Origin of the sequence: Novosphingobium fuchskuhlense (genome assembly GCF_001519075.1) — a bacterium.
GTDB lineage: Bacteria > Pseudomonadota > Alphaproteobacteria > Sphingomonadales > Sphingomonadaceae > Novosphingobium > Novosphingobium fuchskuhlense.
Map to the genome: position 1 here is coordinate 1,924,883 of NZ_KQ954244.1, position 20,313 is coordinate 1,945,195.

At 66.5% G+C, this 20,313-nt stretch carries 15 protein-coding genes; 10 read left to right on the top strand and 5 right to left on the bottom strand.

All coding sequences use genetic code 11. The features are described 5' to 3' along the window. Positions 1–32 precede the first annotated feature (32 nt). A complete protein-coding gene (dapA, locus tag AQZ52_RS09010) occupies positions 33–914 on the top strand; it encodes a 4-hydroxy-tetrahydrodipicolinate synthase (protein WP_067908686.1) in 882 nt (293 codons plus the stop codon). Between the two features lie 335 nt (positions 915–1,249). Continuing rightward, on the top strand, positions 1,250–1,672 hold the full coding sequence (locus AQZ52_RS09015) for a hypothetical protein (RefSeq protein ID WP_156424832.1): 423 nt from the start codon (positions 1,250–1,252) through the stop codon (positions 1,670–1,672). Between the two features lie 10 nt (positions 1,673–1,682). On the opposite strand, the gene AQZ52_RS09020 is transcribed toward AQZ52_RS09015, so the two are convergent. The 3 genes from AQZ52_RS09020 to AQZ52_RS09030 form a co-directional block, all read right to left on the bottom strand. Then, positions 1,683–3,014 carry an aldehyde dehydrogenase family protein gene (locus AQZ52_RS09020; protein WP_067908690.1) on the bottom strand — a complete coding sequence of 444 codons (1,332 nt, stop codon included), beginning with the start codon at positions 3,012–3,014 and terminating at the stop codon, positions 1,683–1,685. 136 nt (positions 3,015–3,150) lie between these two features. Beyond that, complete coding sequence (locus AQZ52_RS09025) at positions 3,151–3,933, bottom strand: 3-hydroxybutyrate dehydrogenase (protein ID WP_067908692.1); 783 nt, start codon at positions 3,931–3,933, stop codon at positions 3,151–3,153. Positions 3,934–3,958: 25 nt separating this feature from the next. Then, positions 3,959–5,098, bottom strand: a complete 1,140-nt coding sequence (locus AQZ52_RS09030) for a patatin-like phospholipase family protein (RefSeq protein WP_082697643.1) — start codon at positions 5,096–5,098, stop codon at positions 3,959–3,961. A gap of 195 nt (positions 5,099–5,293) precedes the next feature. Between AQZ52_RS09030 and smpB the strand changes: the two genes are divergently transcribed. Both smpB and AQZ52_RS09040 read left to right on the top strand, forming a co-directional pair. Then, positions 5,294–5,776 carry an SsrA-binding protein SmpB gene (smpB, locus tag AQZ52_RS09035; protein WP_067909775.1) on the top strand — a complete coding sequence of 161 codons (483 nt, stop codon included), beginning with the start codon at positions 5,294–5,296 and terminating at the stop codon, positions 5,774–5,776. Between the two features lie 18 nt (positions 5,777–5,794). Beyond that, on the top strand, positions 5,795–8,323 hold the full coding sequence (locus AQZ52_RS09040) for an ATP-binding protein (protein ID WP_082697644.1): 2,529 nt from the start codon (positions 5,795–5,797) through the stop codon (positions 8,321–8,323). Between the two features lie 7 nt (positions 8,324–8,330). Here AQZ52_RS09040 and AQZ52_RS09045 read toward each other — a convergent pair whose 3' ends face one another. Beyond that, complete coding sequence (locus AQZ52_RS09045) at positions 8,331–9,320, bottom strand: MBL fold metallo-hydrolase (protein WP_067908696.1); 990 nt, start codon at positions 9,318–9,320, stop codon at positions 8,331–8,333. Positions 9,321–9,713: 393 nt separating this feature from the next. Between AQZ52_RS09045 and recA the strand changes: the two genes are divergently transcribed. The 5 genes from recA to AQZ52_RS09070 all read left to right on the top strand — a co-directional run bounded on the left by recA (position 9,714) and on the right by AQZ52_RS09070 (position 16,317). Next, entirely contained in the window at positions 9,714–10,784 is a 1,071-nt protein-coding gene (gene recA / locus AQZ52_RS09050) for a recombinase RecA (RefSeq protein WP_067909781.1), read from the top strand. A gap of 282 nt (positions 10,785–11,066) precedes the next feature. Then, a complete protein-coding gene (locus AQZ52_RS09055; protein ID WP_067908698.1) occupies positions 11,067–11,693 on the top strand; it encodes a glutathione S-transferase family protein in 627 nt (208 codons plus the stop codon). A gap of 57 nt (positions 11,694–11,750) precedes the next feature. Continuing rightward, positions 11,751–12,575, top strand: a complete 825-nt coding sequence (locus tag AQZ52_RS09060; RefSeq protein WP_067908700.1) for a class I SAM-dependent methyltransferase — start codon at positions 11,751–11,753, stop codon at positions 12,573–12,575. A gap of 95 nt (positions 12,576–12,670) precedes the next feature. Beyond that, positions 12,671–15,337 (top strand): alanine--tRNA ligase, encoded by a 2,667-nt coding sequence (alaS, locus tag AQZ52_RS09065; RefSeq protein WP_067908703.1) that lies wholly within the window; start codon positions 12,671–12,673, stop codon positions 15,335–15,337. Continuing rightward, on the top strand, positions 15,337–16,317 hold the full coding sequence (locus AQZ52_RS09070) for an energy transducer TonB (protein WP_067908706.1): 981 nt from the start codon (positions 15,337–15,339) through the stop codon (positions 16,315–16,317). The genes alaS and AQZ52_RS09070 overlap by 1 nt, the downstream gene beginning before the upstream one ends. A gap of 15 nt (positions 16,318–16,332) precedes the next feature. Here AQZ52_RS09070 and AQZ52_RS09075 read toward each other — a convergent pair whose 3' ends face one another. Beyond that, positions 16,333–18,102 carry a cation:proton antiporter domain-containing protein gene (locus AQZ52_RS09075; protein ID WP_067908709.1) on the bottom strand — a complete coding sequence of 590 codons (1,770 nt, stop codon included), beginning with the start codon at positions 18,100–18,102 and terminating at the stop codon, positions 16,333–16,335. A 111-nt stretch (positions 18,103–18,213) separates the two neighbouring features. Here AQZ52_RS09075 and AQZ52_RS09080 point away from each other — a divergent pair, with 111 nt between their 5' ends. Beyond that, the gene (locus AQZ52_RS09080) at positions 18,214–20,247 is read left to right on the top strand and encodes a S9 family peptidase (RefSeq protein WP_082697646.1); all 2,034 of its coding nucleotides are present in this window, start codon (positions 18,214–18,216) and stop codon (positions 20,245–20,247) included. Positions 20,248–20,313 lie beyond the last annotated feature (66 nt).

Consider the following 20,313-nt stretch of genomic DNA (forward strand, 5'->3'; position numbering starts at 1 on the left):
GGCCATTTGGCGCAAATCGAAGGGCAAAGTCCATGTTTTCCGGCTCCATTCCGGCTTTGGTGACACCTTTTCGCGGTGGGGTGTTCGACGAGAAGGCGTTCCGCCGGCTGGTCGACTGGCAGATCGAGAATGGTTCATCGGCGCTGGTGCCCTGCGGCACGACGGGCGAGGCGAGTACGCTTTCGAACGCCGAACACCACCGGGTGATCGAGGTCTGCGTGGAGCAGGCCGCGGGCCGCGTGCCGGTCATCGCGGGCTGCGGTAGCAACGACACGATGAACGCGCACCTCCACATGACCTTCTCGCGCAAGAGCGGCGCGAAGGCCGCGCTGTGCGTCGCGCCCTATTACAACCGCCCGAGCCAGGCGGGCTTGCTCGCGCATTTCGGCTACCTCGCCGAAAACAGCGACCTGCCGATCATTCTCTACAACGTGCCGGGGCGCACGGTGACCGACATCCTGCCCGAGACGGTGTGTGAGCTTGCGCGCCGCTATCCGGACAAGATCGTCGGCATCAAGGACGCGAGCGGCGATCTTTCGCGGGTGACCGACCACCGCATGGGCATCGGCAAGCATTTCTGCCAGCTATCGGGCGATGATGAACTTGCGCTCCCGGCCAATGCTGCGGGCGCGGTGGGCTGTATCTCGGTGACGGCGAATGTCGCCCCGCGTCTCTGCGCCGATTTCCAGGCGGCCTGCGCGGCGGGCGATTTCGAGAAGGCGCGCGAGATCAACGACCTGCTTTATCCGCTGCATTACGCGATGTTCGAGGACGCCTCGCCGGGTCCGGTGAAGTATGCCCTCAGCCGCGTGCACGACGACATCACCGAAGAACTGCGCCTGCCGCTGGTTCCGTGCAGCGATGCGGCGCGCGCCGCTGTCGATGCGGCGTTGGCGCATGCGGGGCTGGTTTAGGTTTCCTCGGCGGTATGCCGTAATTCCAGCTGACACACGCTGTTTGGCCTGAATGCAGAAACTCTGTTAGCATCCCGATCTGGATCCGCCGAAAGGGATCCGGACGGATGAGGATGCGGGCCATGAAAGGATTTGCGCCAGTCTTTGCCATGCTTGCGGCGGCCTGTGCGGTCGGTTGCGGGGAGTCATCCTATGGCGCGGGGCATCGGAACCCGATCATCGGCGCATGGCACCTGAACAGCGGTCCGCCGGGAACCTGCGGCACAGACGTCAGCTTCACCGCCACATCCCAGACCGATGTCAACCCGGATCCCGGCTATAGCGGGACCCACAAGGTGACCTACAACGTCAGCCCGAAAGTGGTTTATGTCATTGGCAACAATGCCAATCCGACGCGATATGAAATGCTTGGCCCCAATGCGATGCAATGGCGAGGCGAGCGCAGCACCTGTGTGTTCCAGCGGACCGGAACGACCGGGCGGCCAGCGCCGACAACGGCTCCCGCAGGAAATCCGTTGTTCGGCCAATGGACCCTGCAGCAACCCGCGCCAAAGGGCTGCTATGTGAAGTTCACGGTCAGTGCCGACAAAATCGTCGGCACTGACTATGCCAATGAAGAATGGCCGATGGAGGTCACATCTTACGCGATTGCAGGTTCCGCCGTCACGGCCAACGGCAGTTCGGGGGCCATCGTCTACAGGGTCGCAGGCGGTGCGATGGAAACCGGGAACCCTGCTTGCCGCTATACGCGCGGCTGACGGCCGCCCCTCACATATGCCGGTAGATCGCGCGTTCGTGGCTGAAGGCCTTGAACCCGAAATAGCCGTGATAGCTGCCCGAGCCGCTGGCGTTGACGCCGCCGAAGGGCAGGTGGTTTTCAAGATAGTGCGAGAACACGCCGTTGATCGTCATGCCGCCCGATGAGGTGCGGCTGATCACCTTCTCGATATTCGCCTCGTCGTCCGAGTAGACATAGAGCGCCAGCGGCTTGTCGCGCGCTGCGATGTAGTCGATCGCCTGATCGATGGTCTCGTAATTCATCACCGGCAGGACGGGGGCGAAGATTTCCTCCTGCAGGATCTTCATCTGCGGGGTGACGCCCGTCAGCAGCGTGGGGTGGATGGTGAGATCGCTCTCGTCCATCGTGCCGCCCACGGCGACGGTCGCGCCTTGGGCCACGGCATCGTCGAACAGCGCCTTCACGCGGTTGAAGTTCGCCTGGTTGACGATCTGGGCGATGCTTTCCTTCTTGATCGCCCCGGTCTCGTCATAGAGGTTCTTCGCGACATTGGTCTTGAAGCCTTCGACCAGCTGGGCCTGCTGTTCCTCGCGCACGAAGACATAATCCGGGCTGATGCAGGCCTGTCCGCCGTTGAACTGCTTGGCACCCGCAAGCTGCGCCGCGACCTTGTCGATATCTGCGCCCGAATCGAGGATGACGGGCGACTTGCCGCCGAGTTCGAGCGTGACGCTGGCGAGGTGCCTGGCGGCGGCGGCCATGACGATCTTGCCGACGCGGGTGCTGCCGGTGAAGAAGATGTGGTTGAACGGCAGTTCGAGCAGCGCGGTGGCGACGCTGACATCGCCCTCGACGAGCGCGACTTCGCTTTCATCGAAGGCTTCGGCGATGATCTTGGCGGCGACCTTGGCGGTGGCGGGGCAGAGGTCTGTGAGCTTGACCACGGCGGTGTTGCCCGCCGCGACGGCCGCAGCCAGCGGCCCGAGCGCGAGGCCCAATGGGAAGTTCCACGGCCCGAGGATCAGGCAGACCCCGCGCGCTTCATAGCGGATCTGCGCGCGGTCAGCGGGGTTCAGGGAGGTGGCGACTTCGGTGGGGGCCATCCACGCATCGAGATTGTCGATATTGCGCTGGATATTGGCGGTAACGTTCAGCACCTCGGTGACGCGGATCTCGCCCTCGGGCTTGCGCGTGTCTTCGAGCACGGCAGCGACGATGGCATCGGCATGGGCCTCGACCGCGGCCTTGAGGCCAGCGAGCTTGGCCTTGCGCACGTCGGCGCTGGAGGCCTTCACATTCCACTGGTTCGCCTGCTGGAGTTCGAAGATGCGGTGGAGTTCGGCTGCGGTCGGGTTGGTCATGGTTTTGCCTGCACTTGCTGGGGGCCGGAGCGGCCCGGGTCTGGAGTCCCGGATGCTTTAGCCCAAGCGCAAGGTCAATGTAAGGCGACCTAACGGATCGCTGGGTGCAACGCAGACGGATGCGCGGGTGCCCGACCTACCCCATCGACCACCCATGGCTCGCCACCAGCGACTGGCCCGTCAGCGCGTTGCTGGGGAAGGCGGCGAAGAACAGCGCGAGTTCGGCGATGTCGTCCACCGTGGTGAACTCGCCGTCGACTGTCTGGCCGAGCATGACCTTCTTGACGACCTCGTCCTCGCTGATCCCGAGTTCCTTGGCCTGTTCGGGGATCTGCTTGTCCACCAGCGGCGTGCGCACGAAGCCGGGGCAGATCACGTTGGTGCGCACGCCCTTGGGGCCGGCTTCCTTGGCGACCGTGCGGCACAGGCCAAGGAGGCCGTGCTTGGCGGTGACATAGGCGCTCTTGAGGGGGCTGGCTTCCTTGGAGTGGACCGAGCCCATGTAGAGGATCGCGCCGGAGCCCTGCTTGTACATATGCGGGATCACCGCCTTGGTGGTGAGGAACGCGCCGTCGAGGTGGATGGCGAGCATCTTCTTCCAATCGGCAAAGGCGAAGGATTCGATGGGGTTCACGATCTGGATGCCGGCGTTGGAAACCAGAACGTCGACCGTGCCCCAGGCCGCGACGACGGCAGCGACGCCGGCGTTCACCTGATCCTCGTCGGTCACGTCCATGGCGACGGCCATCGCCGCGCCCGCATGCTCTGCGTTGATCGCATCGGCGGCGGCCTGTGCGGCTTCCAGCTTCAGATCGGCAATGGCGACCTTGGCCCCGGCGGCCGCATAGCGGTGCGCGATGGCGAGGCCGATGCCGCTGGCCGCGCCAGTGACCAGGGTGATCTTGTTTTCAAGGTTCATGGGGGGAGGCTCCATCTGGAATGGGTCAGGCAAGATCGAGGGTAACGATGCCGCAATCGGGTCGGTTCCGGTTTTTCCAGCGCGGGCTGGCAAGCGAGCGTTCGACATCGCTGCGCCCGGCGGTCCAGTGGCCCTCGATCGTCATGCGCGAGAACTCATAGTCCTTGCCCTGCGATTCGAAATCCTCGCCGCGATTGATGAGGTGGAGGATCGTGACCGGATCATCGACCGCCTGTCCGATCAGCGCGGCCAGATCGGGGTCGTCCTTCAGGGCGTCCGGCAGGCGCGCGGCGAGGCGCGAGGCGGCGGCGGCCATGGCTTCGAACCGCACTTGCAGATCGGTGCCGAGGCGGGTGCGGCTGGAAAAGCGGATGTCCTTCTCGCGCTGCATGGCCTCGGGCAGCGTGCGCGGCATCATCCCGCGCGCGCTGAACAGATCGACCTGGAAGACCAGCAGCGGCGAGGCGCCGCCGCGCGTATCGAGCACATATTGCAGCGGCGTGTTCGAGACGATTCCGCCGTCCCAGTAAGGCTCGCCATCGATCATCACGGCGGAAAAGCCGGGGGGCAGGGCGCCGCTTGCCATGATGTGTTCGGGCCCGATCAGGCGCTCGCGGTTGTCGAAATAGGTGAAGTTGCCCGAGAGCACGTTCACCGCGCCGACGCTGAAGCGCATCGGGCCGTTGTTGAGCAGATCGAAATCGACGAGTTCGAGCAAGGTCTCGCGCAAAGGGGCGGTGTCGTAGAGGCTGGTGGCTTCGGGCGAGCCGGGCAGGGCCAGCCACGGCGGCGTGAGGCGCGGGGTGAAGAAGCCGGGAATGCCGCTCATCGCGACGACGCCGGCTGCTGCTTCGTTGAACAGGCGGCGGCCCCAGCCATCGGCAAACGGCGAGGGGAAGGGCACCCGCGAGGAGGCGTGGTCCCAGAAGGCACGCAAGGCCGCGAGGCGGCGTTCGGGCGGGTTGCCGGCGATCAGCGCGGCGTTGACCGCCCCGATCGAGATGCCCGCAACCCACGAGGGTTCATGCCCCGCAGCGGCCAGCGCCTCGAACACGCCGGCCTGATAGGCACCCAGCGCGCCGCCGCCCTGGAGTACGAGCACGTTGGATTCGGGTGGGGCTTCGGGTGGGGCTTCAGGTGGAAGGGGTTTCGCTGTGCCGGCCATGTCGCGTGATCCTTGTCGCGCCGATGTTGCGCCCTGATTGCGTCGTGCCTGCCCCCGCCGCCTTTTGTGCGCTGCAGCGCGGGCTTGGCAAGCTCCGATTGCACCCGCGTTCGCGCTGCAATGGCAAAAGGTTGGGGCGTGGCGGGGGATGCCTCCCTTTTCTTTCAGGCATGAGGGGCCTACATGGCCATGACCATGGTCCGTCCCACCCCGCCCGCCTTCGACAAGAAGAAGATCGTCGCCGAAAACCGCCGCGCGCGCTTCGAGTATTTCATCGAGGACGTCTACGAGGCGGGGATCGCGCTGACCGGCACCGAAGTGAAGTCGCTGCGCTTTGGCGAGGGCTCGATCGCCGAAAGCTACGCCGAGGTGAAGGACGGCGAGGTCTGGCTGGTCAATTCGAACGTCCCCGAATTCAGCCACGGCAACCGCTACAATCACGAACCCAAGCGGCCGCGCAAGCTGCTGCTGAAGGAGCGCGAGATCGCCCGCTTTACCGGTGCGGTGGAGCGCAAGGGCATGACGCTGGTGCCGCTCTCGGTCTATTTCAACGGGCGGGGCCGGGCCAAGGTCGAACTTGCGCTCGCCAAGGGGAAGAACAACGCCGACAAGCGTGCAACGATCAAGGACCGCGACTGGCAGCGTGACAAGGCCAGAATCATGCGCGAACATGGGTGAGCGCATCAAAGGCGCATCATGCGCGATAATGGCTGGTCTGCCGGGGATGACAGCAGCGTGAGCGTCAATACTCTGACCGCGGATGCCGCCGCGCCCGGGGCTCCACGCTGGCGCGAGCGGCTCCTCGTGGCGCTGGCCGTGCTGACGAGCGCCCTGCTGCTGTGGCTTGCGACCGGCCAGCCGGTCATGGCGCTGGCCTATGCCGGCGGCGTGGGCTGCCTTGCTATCGCGCTGGACCTGGCTTTGCGCCAGCGCGAGCCGGTGGAAACGGCTGATTTCGCGCCGCCGGACTGGTCCGTGACTCACGCCGCGATCGAGCGGGGCGAGGACGCGACCGCGATCATCGACCGCGCCGGCCGCCTGACCTGCGCCAATGCGCACTTTGCCGAATGCTTCGGGATCGGCGCTGCACCGCCACGGCTGGCCCTCGATTCCGCGCAGAACGAAGCGCTGGAAGATGCCGCACGCGCGGCCTGGCGCGACGGGCAGGCGGTGATCGAACAGATCCATGCCGGAAGCCGCGAATGGCGGCTTGAGATAAGCCGGGCAGGGCGCGGACAGGACTTCCTGATCTGGCGCTTTGCCCCTGTTATGCGGCGCGATGCGCTGGACGAGGTTGTCGCGCATGTGTGCGGCAAGGTCGGCAAGGCGCTGGGCCGTGAAGGCATTCAGGTTGTCGCCGTGGCGCCGGACGGCCGGATCCATGCGGCCAATGCCCTGTTCGCGGCGCGTGCACTCGGCGATGCCGACGCCGATGTCGCAGGCAGCGATTTCGTCGGCTATTTCAGCGCCGACGAGCAGGAGCGCATTTTCTATGCGCGTGAGGGCAACCGGGGCGCCTCGGTGCGCATGCTTCATGTGCCGATCGCCGATCCGGACGCCGTGGCGACGGGAACAGCGGCGGCGGACCCTGCACAGACGGCTTCGCTCTTCCTGCTGATCGACAACGAGGGCGGGGTGGGTGACACCCGCACCGGCATTCCGCAGATCGAGGCGCTGCTCTCGCGCCTGCCGCTCGGCCTTGCCATGACCGACCGCGACGGGCGGTTCCTGTTTGCCAACAAGGCCTTCCTGCGCGCGGCGGGGCACGACGAGAGCGGCCCGCCGCCGTACCCGTCCGATCTCGTGATTCGCGAGGACAAGGGCGCGCTGGCCGATGCGGTGCGCCGCTTTGCCCAGGGGTCCGGCGGCGCGGGCGATGTGGCGGTGCGGCTGCGGGCGGCGCCCGAGGATCCGGTGTCGCTCAGCCTTGCCGGCGTGCGCGGCCTCGGCGAAGGGGCAGTGATCCTCAGCCTCAAGGATTCGTCCGAGGAAACGCGCCTGAAGCGCGAGATCGCACAGGCGACCAAGATGCAGGCGGTGGGCCAGCTGGCCGGCGGCGTCGCGCACGATTTCAACAACGTGCTGACGGCGATCATCGGCTACTGCGACCTCATGCTGATGCGCCACACGCCGGGCGACAGCGACTATGACGATATCCAGCAGATCCGCGCGAATTCCAACCGTGCGGCCAGCCTGACACGCCAGCTGCTCGCCTTCTCGCGCCAGCAGACGCTGCGACCCGAGGTGCTGCAGCTGCCCGATGTGGTCGCGGAAATCTCCACTCTGCTCAAGCGCCTGCTGGGCGAGAAGATCCAGCTGGACGTGACGCATGACCGCGGCCTCGGCCTCGTCCGCGCAGACCCGGTGCAGCTTGAGCAGGTTCTCCTCAACCTGGCGGTCAATGCGCGCGATGCGATGACAGGGACCGGAAACGGCGCCTCGGGCGGCATCCCCGCGACCAAGGGTGGCGGCGTGCTGCGTCTCAAGACGAAAAAGGTCACCGCAGCCGACGTCCGCGCGATGAAGAGTGAGATCCTGCCGATCGGCGATTATACGGCGCTGATCGTGGAGGACACCGGGCACGGCATCCCTCCGGCGCAGATCGGCAAGATCTTCGAGCCGTTTTTCACCACCAAGGAAAAGGGCAAGGGCACCGGGCTCGGGCTCTCGACCGTGTATGGCATCGTCAAGCAATCGGGCGGGTTCATCTTTGCCGAAAGCGAAGTGGGCAAGGGAACGCGTTTCTCGATCTATTTCCCGGTGCACGTGCCCGATGCTGCCGACGTGGCGGAAGCCGCAGCGGCCGCCTCCGCTGCGAAGCTGCCGGCGCGGCGCAAGCAATGGTCGGGCGGGGGGCGTTTGCTGCTGGTGGAGGACGAGGACACCGTGCGCGCCGTGGCTGAGCGGGCGCTGGTGCGGCAGGGCTATGAAGTGACCACCGCCAGTGATGGCGAGGACGGCCTTGAAGCGCTTGGCCGCGCCATCTCGGCTGGCGAGGAATTCGATCTCGTGGTTTCGGATGTCGTCATGCCCAGCATGGACGGCCCCGCCATGGCGCGCGAAATCCGCAACCTGAGGCCCGACCTTCCGGTGCTGTTCATGTCGGGTTATGCCGAAGAACAGCTGCGGCGCGAGATCGACATTCCGGGCATGTATTTCCTCGCCAAGCCGTTCAGCGTGACGCAGATCTGCACGGCCGTGGAGGACGTGCTGAAGGCGCGGTGACGCCGTTTCAGGGGGCGCTGTCGAACGCCGGAACCGGCTTGTCCTTCCAGGCCTTGGCAACAACCGCGAGATTGTTGGCATGGGCATCGCGATAGGGCCACCACAGGCTGACATCGCCGCGCTTCACCGCGTCGCCGACGAAGCCGGCAAGCGGTTGCTTCTGGAAATCGGCGTCGTGCGAGTGCTCGACCAGCGCGCGGATGTAGGCGCGCGTCGCATCGATCAGGCCAAGGCCGTAGCCCCCGGAGGCGATGACGGCGGGGTTGCCGTGGTTGGGCAGGATCCGCGTGAAGCCCCAGCCGCGCATGCGGCCGAGCGCGGCATATTGCTGCGGGATCGATTCCGGCTCGGCCACGAATGTCGCGGTGTCCTCGAGCGTGTCGCCTGCCAGCAGGAGCTTGTCGTCCGGCAGTTCGATGACGAGGCCGTCGGCCGAATGGATGGCGACGGGGTGGAGCTTCGCGGTGACAGTGCCGATCGTCAGCGTGACCACGCTGTCCGGCGCGATGCCGACGTTGGGCAGGAGAAGCGGGCGGATTGCCGGCGGGCCCTCCTCGGTGCCGCCCTCGATGGCGGCGCGCTTGCCCGCGAGCTTGATCCGGGTCGCCTCGGTCGCGAAGCGCAGGGAATCGGCGTAGACCGCGTTGCCGCCGATATGATCCAGATGCCAGTGGCTGGTCACGAGGATGAAGCGGCGCACGCCGGCCTTGGTCAGCCAGTCGCGCACCCACTGCGCGGAAGCGGTGTCGGTAAAGGTGTCGTAGACGAGCGCGGTGTCGCCATCGTGGATCGCATAGGTTGCGACGCCGACGAAGATCGCGCCAAGATCGGGCCACTGGCGCGGGCCGGGCGGCACCGAGGCCTCGTCCGGGCGGCCCTGATAGAAGGCAACGAGATGATCGTTGATCGGCATGGCGCGCACCGCGTGGGCGGTGTCTTGCGCGGCGGCGGGAGCGCTGACTGCAAAGATTGATGCGGCAAGCGCGAAGGATACCATGGATCTCATTGCATTTACCCCGCCAGGCGGACATCTGCCGCGAATTGTGCGATGCGGCAGAGCTTAGGACAGGGAAGCCTGCTGTCAATCTTGCGGCAGGCAGGGCGCCGGTGATCCGGAAACGAGGGCTTGCCGTGCGGCGTAGGGCGGGAATCGGAGCGGGATCACGCCCGAATCGGTCATCCCCGGAAAAAATTTGCTCCGTTTAGGCAGGATTTGCTCCGGCCAATCGGATTGCACTGTGGAAATTCCTCAGGAATATCCGCATTGTGTCGTGGGATTTCGCCAATTCTCCACGAAAGAACGTTCCCCTCTTGTTCTGCAGGAACAAACTGGGTACAAGGCTGGTGTTGACGGTTCATGTCGGCCATCACTAGCAAGGGGAAGCAAGCCATGGCGGCGCAGTTGAAGCTTATCCAGGAAGGCAAAGACAAGGACATGGATCGTCAGAAAGCGCTCGATGCAGCGCTCGCGCAGATCGACAAGGCCTTCGGCAAGGGTTCGGCCATGCGGCTGGGCTCGAAGGAAACGATGCAGGTCGAGGCGATTTCGACCGGCTCGCTCGGTCTCGACATCGCGCTGGGTGTCGGCGGCTTGCCGCGCGGCCGCGTGATCGAAGTCTACGGGCCGGAAAGCTCGGGGAAGACGACCCTCGCGCTCCACGTGATCGCCGAGGCGCAGAAGGGTGGCGGCACCGCGGCCTTCGTGGATGCCGAGCACGCGCTCGATCCGGTCTATGCCAAGAAGCTCGGCGTCAATATCGACGAACTGATCGTCTCGCAGCCCGATACCGGCGAGCAGGCGCTGGAGATCGTCGACACGCTGGTGCGTTCGAACGCGATCGACGTGCTGGTGGTCGATTCGGTCGCCGCGCTGGTTCCCCGCGCTGAAATCGAGGGCGAGATGGGCGACAGCCACGTCGGCCTTCAGGCGCGCCTTATGTCGCAGTCGCTGCGCAAGCTGACCGGTTCGATCAGCCGCTCGCGCTGCATGGTGATCTTCATCAACCAGCTGCGCATGAAGATCGGCGTGATGTACGGCAATCCGGAGACGACGACGGGCGGCAACGCGCTCAAGTTCTACGCCTCGGTTCGGCTTGACATCCGCCGCACCGGCCAGATCAAGGACCGCGACGATATCGTCGGCAACGCGACCCGCGTGAAGGTCGTGAAGAACAAGGTGGCGCCGCCGTTCAAGCAGGTCGAGTTCGACATCATGTACGGCGAGGGCATCTCGAAGATCGGCGAGATCCTCGACCTTGGCGTCAAGGCCGGGCTGGTCGAGAAGTCGGGCGCCTGGTTCAGCTACGATTCCATCCGCATCGGGCAGGGCCGCGAGAACGCCAAGAACTACCTACGCGAGAATCGTGAACTTTGCGACAAGTTGGAAGCCGCGATCCGCGGCCAGACCGACAAGGTCGCCGAAGGTCTGATGGTGGGTCCGGACGCGGACGACGACATCTGATCCTTCAGGCGGCGGGGGCATCCCCATCCCCCCGCTCCCCGCCGCCAGTCCAAAGGCCGGCGCGTTCCCCGGAAGGAACGCGCCGGTTCTTTTATGGGGTTTGGGCGTTCCCCGGAAGGAACGCGCCGGTTCTTTTATGGGGTCGTGGACGTTCCCGGCAGGGCGTCAGGGGGCGGATGTGTCTTCCGCAAAAAGACGGGGCCGCACTCGCACGGGAATGCTTTCCCGCTCGTTCGAATGCTTATAGCCTGCCACCCAGCGCAAGTCCCGGGAAGAAGCCTCATGTCGATCGTTCTGCACCACCTCAACAACAGTCGCTCGCAGCGCATTCTCTGGTTGCTCGAGGAACTCGGCGTTCCCTACGAACTCAAGATCTACCAGCGTGATGCGGTGACCAACCTCGCGCCGCCGGAGCTCAAGGCCGTGCATCCGCTCGGCAAGTCGCCGCTGCTCGAGGTCGACGGCCGCGTGATCGAGGAATCCGGAGCAATCGTCCAGTACTTGTGCGATGTCCATGGCGGCGGCAGGTGGCAGCCGGCGGCGGGGACCGACGAAGCCCTACGCCACACCGAACTGATGCATTTCGCCGAGGGCTCGGCGATGACGCCCATCCTGCTCAACCTCTACGTCTCGCGACTGGGGGAGGCGGGGGCGCCGCTGCGGGAGCGGATCGACGAGCAGCTTGCCGCGCACTTTGCCTACCTTGAGCAGATTCTGCGTCCTTCCGGTCATTTCATCGGCGATGACTGGACGGGTGCCGACGTGATGCTGAGCTTCCCGGCCGAAGTAGCGGTCATGCAGGGCATGGGGGCTGCCTACCCCAGGCTCGCCGCATTTGTCGCAGCGGTCCATGCCCGGCCCGCATGGCAGGCGGCGCGTGCCAAGGGCGGCCCCTATTTCACGACCTGACGATCCTTCCCGCATTTGCGCTTGCCGGGTGGGGCGGGGCCGCATAGCCTTCCCCACATGACAGGTGCGCAAGAATGGCAAGGCCGGGTCGGCCAGAACTGGGCGGCGGAGTGGGAGCGCACGGACCGCAGTTTTGCGACCCTCACGCCGCTTCTGCTCGACGCGATCGCGGCGGAGCCCGGTACGCGGGTTGTCGATATCGGCTGCGGTGCCGGAGAGCTCTCGATCGCGGTTGCCATGGCCCGGCCGGACGCGCGGGTGACGGGTGTCGATATCTCGCAGGATCTGCTCGGGGCTGCCCGCGTGCGGGCGGGGGATATCACCAACCTGGCCTTCACGGCTGCCGATGCTTCCGAATGGGTGGCCGACGGGGCATCGCCCGATCTTTATGTCTCGCGCCACGGGGTGATGTTCTTCACGGATCCGCCAGCGGCGTTCGCGCACCTTTCAGCCGTTGCGGCACCAGGGGCGCGCCTGGTGTTCACGTGCTTCCGGGCGGCGTCCGAAAACAACTGGGCGGCCGAAATCGCGCACCTGCTGCCGCCTTCGCGGCCCGCTCCCGCGGCCGAGTTTCCGCCGGGGCCCTTTGCCTTTGCCGATCCGGATCATGTGCGGCGGTGCCTCAAGGGCTGGCGCGACGTGTCCTTCCGGCCGCTCGATTTTGCCTATGTGGCGGGTTCTGGCAGCAATCCGGTGGCCGACGCGCTCTCGTTCTTCAGCCGTATCGGGCCTGCGGCCGCGGCGATCCGCACCCTGCCCGATCAGGCTCGCGCAGCCTTCGAGCGGGGCCTGCTCGAACTTGTCCAGTCGCGCAGCGTCGGCGGGCGGGTGTGCTTCCCGGCGGCGGCGTGGCTGGTGACGGCGACTGCCGACAACGGCTGAACAGCCCCGCCTGACCCCTTCATGATGGGGACAAGCGCGCGGCAAGCGGCGAAACGTGCTTGTTCCGCGCCGAGCCCTCGCCTAATCGGCATGGCATGACTTCGACCAACGAAATCCGCCGGTCCTTCCTCGACTACTTCGGCGCCGCCGGGCACGAGATCGTGCCCTCCGCGCCGCTGGTGCCGTTCAACGACCCGACGCTCATGTTCACCAACGCGGGCATGGTCCCGTTCAAGAACGTGTTCACCGGACTCGAGACGCGGGCCACCAAGCGGGCGACGTCCTCGCAGAAGTGCGTGCGCGCCGGCGGCAAGCACAACGACCTCGACAACGTGGGCTACACCGCGCGCCACCACACGTTCTTCGAGATGCTCGGCAATTTCTCGTTCGGGGATTACTTCAAGGAACAGGCGATCACCCACGCCTGGACCCTGCTGACGCGCGAGTGGGGCCTGCCCAAGGACAAGCTGCTCGTCACAGTCTATCACACCGACGACGAGGCGTTCGGCCTGTGGCAGAAGATCGCAGGCCTTTCGGATGACCGCATCATCCGCATTCCGACCTCGGACAATTTCTGGTCGATGGGCGATACCGGTCCCTGCGGGCCGTGCTCCGAAATCTTCTACGACCACGGCGACCACATCTTCGGCGGCCCCCCGGGATCGCCGGACGAGGATGGTGACCGGTTCATCGAGATCTGGAACCTGGTGTTCATGCAGTTCGAGCAGGCGGCCGATGGCACCCGCACGAACCTGCCGAGCCCGAGCATCGATACCGGCATGGGCATCGAGCGCGTGGCGGCGGTGCTGCAGGGCCAGCACGACAACTATGACACCGACACGTTCCGCGCGCTGATCGCGGCCTCGGAAAGCCTGACCGGCACCAAGGCCGAAGGCGAGAGCCGGGCAAGCCATCGCGTGATCGCCGACCATCTGCGCTCGTCCAGCTTCCTGCTGGCGGACGGCGTGCTGCCGAGCAACGAGGGCCGCGGCTATGTGCTGCGCCGGATCATGCGCCGCGCGATGCGCCATGCGCACCTGCTCGGCGCGAAGGAGCCGCTGATGCACCGGCTGGTGGGCTCGCTCGTGACCGAGATGGGCCAGGCGTTTCCCGAACTGGGCCGCGCCCAGCCGCTCGTGGAAGAGACGCTGCTGCGCGAGGAAGTGCAGTTCCGCCGCACGCTCGCGAACGGTCTCAAGCTGCTCGACGAGGAAGCCGGCCATCTGGGCGAAGGCGACAGCCTGCCCGGTGCGACGGCGTTCCGGCTCTATGACACCTTCGGCTTCCCCTATGACCTTACCGAAGACGCGCTGCGTGCGCGCGGGGTGAGTGTGGACCGCGCAGGGTTTGAAGCGGCGATGGCGCAGCAGAAGGCGGCGGCGCGCGCGGCGTGGAAGGGCAGCGGCCAGACCGCCGACAGCGAAGTGTGGTTCGACATTGCCGAGCGCGAGGGCGCGACCGAGTTCACCGGCTATACCGCCAACATCGGCGAGGGCGTGGTGGTCGCGCTGGTGAAGGACGGCAAGGAAGTGGCCGAGGCGAGGGCCGGTGAAACGGTCACCGTGATCACCAACCAGACCCCGTTCTATGCCGAAAGCGGCGGCCAGATGGGCGATGCCGGCACGATCAGCACGACCGAGGGCCTGCGCATCGCCGTGACCGACACGGCCAAGCCGCTTGGCCGGCTGCATGCGCATCAGAGCACGATCGAGGCGGGTTCGGTCAAGGTGGGCGACGCTGTGCAGCTTGCGATCGACGTCGCCCGGCGGGATGCGACGCGCGCGAACCATTCGGCGACGCACCTGCTGCACGAGGCCCTGCGCCGCCGGCTTGGCGCGCATGTGACGCAGAAGGGCTCGATGGTTTCGGCCGAGCGGCTGCGCTTCGACTTCTCGCACCCGGCGGCGCTCACCGCCGAGGATATCGCGGCAGTCGAGGATGAAGTGAACGCCGAGATCCTCGCCAACGCGCCGGTGACGACGCGTCTGATGAGCCCCGAAGATGCCATTGCCGCCGGGGCCATGGCGCTGTTCGGCGAGAAATACGGCGATGAGGTGCGCGTGCTGAGCATGGGCCGCCCTGATTCCGTGGGGGGCGCGCAGCCCTATTCGGTCGAACTGTGCGGCGGCACGCATGTGCGTGCGCTGGGCGATATCGGCCTGCTGCGGGTGGTGAGCGAGAGCGCGGTGTCTTCCGGCGTGCGGCGCATCGAGGCGCTGACCGGGGCAGGTGCGCGCAGCTATCTCGTGGGCCGCGAGGAATCGCTGCGCCGCACGGCGGGGCTGCTGCGCGCTTCGCCCGACGAAGTGGAGGCACGCGTGGCGGCATTGGTCGACGAGCGTCGCAAGCTGGAGCGCGAACTGGCCGAGGCGAAGAAGGCGCTGGCGCTGGCCGGCGCATCGGGCGGCGGCGCGGCGGCGGCTCCGGCGGACGAGACGGTAGGGGACGTGACCTTCTCCGGCCAGGTGCTGGAGGGCATGGACCCCAAGGAATTGCGCGGGCTGCTTGATCAGGCCAAGGCCCGCATGGGTTCGGGCGTGGCGGTGATCGTCGCGGTGAACGAGGGCAAGGCGAGCATTGCCGCGGCGGTGACCGAGGACCTCGTCGGCAAGGTCAGCGCGGTCGATCTGGTGCGCGCAGGCGTAGAGGCACTGGGCGGCAAGGGCGGCGGCGGGCGGCCCGACATGGCGCAGGGCGGTGGACCCGACGGAGCCAGGGCAGCCGAGGCGATTGCCGCTGCCAAGGCAGTGCTGGCGGGGTGATGGCGCGCCGCATCCTGGCGGCGACCGCACTTCTGGCGCTCCCATGGGCGAGCGCATCGGCCCAGACCAGTCCCGTGCCAAACCCGCCACCCTTGCCGTGGGGCCTGGATGGTGCTGGCAAGATCACCGTTGCCGATGAGGGGCCGCTCTTGCCCTCGTTCGGGTTTGCACTCGAGCGCTACGCGCCCAAAGTTGATCTGATCATCGCTGATGCGGGCCGCATTGACCAATGCGGGGCCGCCGATCAGCTGGTGCCTGGTGCCGTTGTCGAGCAGCTGTGCGAGGTCTTGAAACGGGCTGGCCGGGTTGAATTTCCCGCAGGTGTCGAGCTTCCGGCCAATGGCCGCCTCAGGATCCAGGCATCAGCGAGGCCGCTTTACACGCCTAAACAGCCGATCAGAGTTGTTGCGAATGCATCGGACAAGCATGCCGTCCAAGCCGAAATCCGCGAGGGGCCCGACGGGTCTTGCGGCCTGCTTTCGCGCAATCTGGCAGACGGATTCGAGGACGCAATCTGCAAGGCCTGGATTGCCAAGGGCAGGCCCGGGCGGCCCAATCCTGCCGGAACGGGCGGCAGCGCGATTGGCGTGGTTGTCGATGATCAGGCGCCGCCGGTGTTCACGCGGTCGTTCGAGTGGGTGTTCTCCGAGGGCGGGCCAACGGCCAGCAGTCTGGGCGACCCTGAAGCACGCGTGACCCTGGCGGCGGCCGATGGCCGGCTGGTGATCACCATGACGGACTACCCGTCACGCGCGCTGCGTGCGCGCATGGAGGCAAGGGTCAAGGTGTGGATCGGGTTCGATCGGACCGGCAAGGCGCTTTCTTGCCGCCCGGTGGAATCGAGCAATGGGGCCTATCTTGCCAACGTCACGTGCCTCGCGATGCTGCGGCGCGCCCGCTTTGAATTTGCGGCGGACGCAGCGTCGTTCAGCGGCATCCGCTATGTCTCCAAGGCGGTGAGGTGGGCCGTGCCGGAATAGGCGGCCCGCTCGCGGTCAGGTGCGATCGCGCAGGCCCGCTGCCTTGAGCCTCGACTTCTGTTCCAGCCCGCCGCCCCGCATGATCGCCTCGCGCAGTTCGTCGCGCATTTCATGGATGGAGGCGATCACCGGGCCCATGGGAACGCCCATGTCGACCAGCACGGCCTCGGAGAGCTGGAGCGAGCTTTCGAGCGTTTCCGGCACGGCGTCGCTGGCGCCGGCGCGGTAGAGTTCGGCGGCATGATCGGCATCGCGGGCACGCACGATGATCGCAAGATCGGGATGTGCGGCGCGGATGCGGCGGACGGTGCGGCTGACGAGCACGGGTTCGTCCATCGTCACGATGACCGAGCGGGCGGATTCCAGGTGGAGCTTTTCGAGCAAGGCGGCATTGGCGACATTGCCGTAGATGACCGGATCGCCGGCGGCACGGGCCTGGGCGACGAGCGCGGGATCGGCATCGAGCGCGAGCCAGGGGATTTCATGCCGCGCCAGCATCGCACCGACGAGGCGGCCGACGCGGCCATAACCGAACACGAGCGCCTGCCCGCTGGCATCGCGGGGAGCGCCGGCGCTGCGGGTCTCGTCTGGGCTGTCCACGGCGCTGGCGAGGCGGCGGCCGATCATGGCGAGCAGCGGCGTGAGCGTAAGGCCAAGCGCGGTGACGATCTGCCAGAACTGCGCATTCTCTGGGCTGACGAGCCCTGCTGCGGCGGCGGCGGTGAGCACGATCAAGGTGGTTTCGGACGGGGAGGCGAGGAGCAGGCCGACCTCGGCGGCGACGCCCCGGCTTGCCCCGCCCAAGCGGAGGAGCAGCGCGGTGACGATGGCCTTGGCGGCGAGCACGGCGGCGACGCCGAGCGCGATCTGGCCGAGCTGGCGCCAGATCTCGCCCACATCGATGCTCATGCCGACGGTGATCAGGAACACGCCGAGTGCGAGGCCCTTGAACGGAGCCGTCAGCGCCTCGACTTCGCGCGAATAGTCGGTCTCGGCAATGAGGAGCCCGGCAAGGAGCGCGCCCATGATGGGCGAGAGGCCGGCACCGGCGGTGGCGAGCGCGGCGGCGATGACCACGAGGAGGCTGAAGGCGAGGAACAGCTCCGGGCTCTTGGTGCGCGCGGCACTTGCGAAGAGGCGCGGCAGCTGGAACCGGCCCAGCGTGAGCATCACCAGCACGATGACGCCGCCGCGCCAGAGCGTCGCGAACAGCGCGGCACCGCTTGTCCCGCCCGGCCCGAACGCGCCGAGCACGAAGATGATCGGGACAAGCGCGATATCCTCGAGCAGCAGCATGGCGAGCGCGCGGCGTCCCACCGGGCTCTGCGTGCCGGCAATGGGCAGGACCAGCGCCGTGGAGGAAAGCGCGAGCGCGATGCCGAGACCGGCGGCCGCCGGCACATCGTGGTGCATGGTGACCAGCACGAGCGTGAGCAGGGCGGCAGAGACCAGCAGCTTGGCTGCGCCCAGGCCGAAGACCTGCGCACGCATGTCCCACAACCGGCCGAAGGAAAGCTCGAGGCCGATCTCGAACAGCAGGAGAATCACGCCCAGTTCGGCAAACGGCGCAATCGCTTCGGGGCGGGTGATCGTGACATAATAGAGCGCGGGGAACTGTCCGACGAGCCGTCCAAGGCCGAACGGGCCGACCAGAACGCCGACAAGGATGAAACCGATGACCGGCGTGATGCGCGCGCGGGCGAAGGCCGGAATGACGATCCCCGCCGCACCGAGCACGACGAGCACATCGCTCATCGAGGTGTTGAATTCGAGATGGCCTGCCATCGCGTCATCCTAGCCGGATTGCCCGTAATGTCATGGGAATAGGGCGCTGATTGCCTATGGCGCGAGGGTGTGGTTATCCTTGACGCCTGTTTGGTTTTCCGGGGGGTATCGATGGCGAAAACGATGTGGCGCAAGGGGCTTGGCTGGAGCATCGCGACCTGCGTATTGGCTGCGGCGCTGCCTGCGATGGGCGAAACGCCGGCGGCACCGGTCCGTCATCCGGTTACCATCGATGATATTCTGGCGCTGCGCTCGCTCTCGGGGCTCGATTGCGCGCACGACGGCAAGCAGGCGGTCTATGTGGTGGGTGAGGCCGATCTCAAGGCCGACAAGCGGCGCAGCGCGCTGTGGCTGGTGGATCTGGCCTCGGGGGCTCCGCTGCAACTGACAAGCGGTGAGGAAAAGGCCGGTGCGCCGTCCTTCAGCCCGGACGGCAAGTCCATCGCGTTTCTGTCGAAGCGGGGCAAGGACAAGCTGGCGCAAATCTGGCTGCTCGACCGGCGGGGCGGCGAGGCGCGCAAGCTGACCGATGTGAAAGGCGATATCGCCGGCTTCCGCTGGTCACCCGATTCAAAGACGCTGCTGCTGATGATCAGCGATCCCGCACCCGAACCGCCGAAGGACGATCCGGAACGGCCGCTGCCGGTGGTGGTCGACGACGTGAAGATCAAGCAAGACGGCGTGGGCTTCCTTACGGCGGACACGCATACGCATCTTGCCCTGTTTGATGTGTCAACGCGGACGGAGACGCGCCTCACTGCTTCGGATTCGTTTGACGTGACGACGGCCGAGTGGGCACCGGATGGCAAGTCCATCGCCTATATTGCTGATCATGCAACGGATTTGTCTGACCTTGGCGGACACTGGCTGACCGTGGTCGAAGCCCGCACCGGTGCGGTGCCCAAGGTTGTGGCAAAGCTGCATGGCGCGCCGGGGCAGACCTTGCTGTGGTCGGCGGACGGCACGAAGATCACGCACCTGGTGGGGCCGGGCGGCAAGGTGGACCAGTATGGCCAGCCGCACCTCGCCGAAACCGTGCTGGCGACCGGCGCGACGCGAATCCTGCCCGCAACGGCCGGACTGTTCGTCAGCGCGCCGGTGGACATCGGCGCCGGGCAGATCGGTGTAGTGTTGGCGCAGGACCGGCACGAGGTGCCTGCAGTGGTCGATGCCAAGGGCGCGCTGCGGCGGCTGAATGACGGGACGCTCTCGGTCCTCGCTCAGTGCGGCGCGGCGGTGCCTGGCGCGGTGCGCGCCGTGGTCGCGAGCGGGGACGGCAAGCCGGCGGAACTCTATGCCCTCGATGCCAAGGGCGGGCTCAAGGTGCTGACAACGCACAACAAGGCTGTCGCGGACGGCGTCGCGTGGGGCAAGGTGGAGGACTATGCGGCAAGGGCCAAGGATGGCAATGAAGTCCACGGCCTGTTGCTGCGCCCGGCCGGTGTCGCTGCGGGGACCAAGGTGCCGACCTTGCTGTGGATCCACGGCGGGCCCAATGCGCAGGATATCCATGCGGTCGATGGCTACAGCATGATCGCCGATCTGCTGGCGGCGCAGGGCTATGCGGTGCTGATGCCCAACTATCGCGGCTCCTCGGGCCGGGGCGATGCCTATTCGGCGGCGATTGCGGCGGACTGGGGCCAGAAGGACGTGGCCGATCTGCACGCCTCGCTCGATTGGGCGGTGGCGCAGGGCTTTGCCGATCCGGCGCGGCTCGGCGCGGGCGGGTGGAGCTATGGCGGCATCCTCACCGACTTCCTCATCGTGCGCGACAACCGCCTCAAGGCGGCGTTCAGCGGGGCGGGCGAGGGCAATATCTTCGCGCTGTTCGGGGTGGACCAGTATGTCCAGCAGTACACGCAGGAACTGGGCACGCCGTGGAAGGAGCCCGAACTGTGGACGCGCCTGTCCGAGCCGCTGCTTCATGCCGACCGCATCAAGACGCCGACCTTGTTCATGGGCGGGATGGCCGATGACAACGTGCCGTTGATCGGCGGGCAGCAGCTTTATCAGGCGCTCAAGATCACCGGTGTGCCGACGCGGCTGGTGGGCTATCCGGACGAGAACCACGGTATCGCGCGGCCAAGCTTCCAGCGTGACCGCCTTGAGCGCATCGTCGACTGGTTCAAGCGGCATCTCAACTGACACCAGCAAGGTACTGGCGTACGTCGCCGATCTTTGAGGGTGCGCGCGGGATGACTGAGCGATGGC

What these genes read in the sequence shown, in the direction of transcription:
- dapA (WP_067908686.1), top strand. Translation starts at nt 33, where the DNA reads ATGTTTTCCGGCTCCATTCCGGCTTTGGTGACACCTTTTCGCGGTGGG.
- AQZ52_RS09020 (WP_067908690.1), bottom strand. Translation starts at nt 3,014, where the DNA reads ATGACCAACCCGACCGCAGCCGAACTCCACCGCATCTTCGAACTCCAG.
- AQZ52_RS09025 (WP_067908692.1), bottom strand. Translation starts at nt 3,933, where the DNA reads ATGAACCTTGAAAACAAGATCACCCTGGTCACTGGCGCGGCCAGCGGC.
- AQZ52_RS09030 (WP_082697643.1), bottom strand. Translation starts at nt 5,098, where the DNA reads ATGGCCGGCACAGCGAAACCCCTTCCACCTGAAGCCCCACCCGAAGCC.
- smpB (WP_067909775.1), top strand. Translation starts at nt 5,294, where the DNA reads ATGGTCCGTCCCACCCCGCCCGCCTTCGACAAGAAGAAGATCGTCGCC.
- AQZ52_RS09040 (WP_082697644.1), top strand. Translation starts at nt 5,795, where the DNA reads ATGCGCGATAATGGCTGGTCTGCCGGGGATGACAGCAGCGTGAGCGTC.
- AQZ52_RS09045 (WP_067908696.1), bottom strand. Translation starts at nt 9,320, where the DNA reads ATGGTATCCTTCGCGCTTGCCGCATCAATCTTTGCAGTCAGCGCTCCC.
- recA (WP_067909781.1), top strand. Translation starts at nt 9,714, where the DNA reads ATGGCGGCGCAGTTGAAGCTTATCCAGGAAGGCAAAGACAAGGACATG.
- AQZ52_RS09055 (WP_067908698.1), top strand. Translation starts at nt 11,067, where the DNA reads ATGTCGATCGTTCTGCACCACCTCAACAACAGTCGCTCGCAGCGCATT.
- AQZ52_RS09060 (WP_067908700.1), top strand. Translation starts at nt 11,751, where the DNA reads ATGACAGGTGCGCAAGAATGGCAAGGCCGGGTCGGCCAGAACTGGGCG.
- alaS (WP_067908703.1), top strand. Translation starts at nt 12,671, where the DNA reads ATGACTTCGACCAACGAAATCCGCCGGTCCTTCCTCGACTACTTCGGC.
- AQZ52_RS09070 (WP_067908706.1), top strand. Translation starts at nt 15,337, where the DNA reads ATGGCGCGCCGCATCCTGGCGGCGACCGCACTTCTGGCGCTCCCATGG.
- AQZ52_RS09075 (WP_067908709.1), bottom strand. Translation starts at nt 18,102, where the DNA reads ATGGCAGGCCATCTCGAATTCAACACCTCGATGAGCGATGTGCTCGTC.
- AQZ52_RS09080 (WP_082697646.1), top strand. Translation starts at nt 18,214, where the DNA reads ATGGCGAAAACGATGTGGCGCAAGGGGCTTGGCTGGAGCATCGCGACC.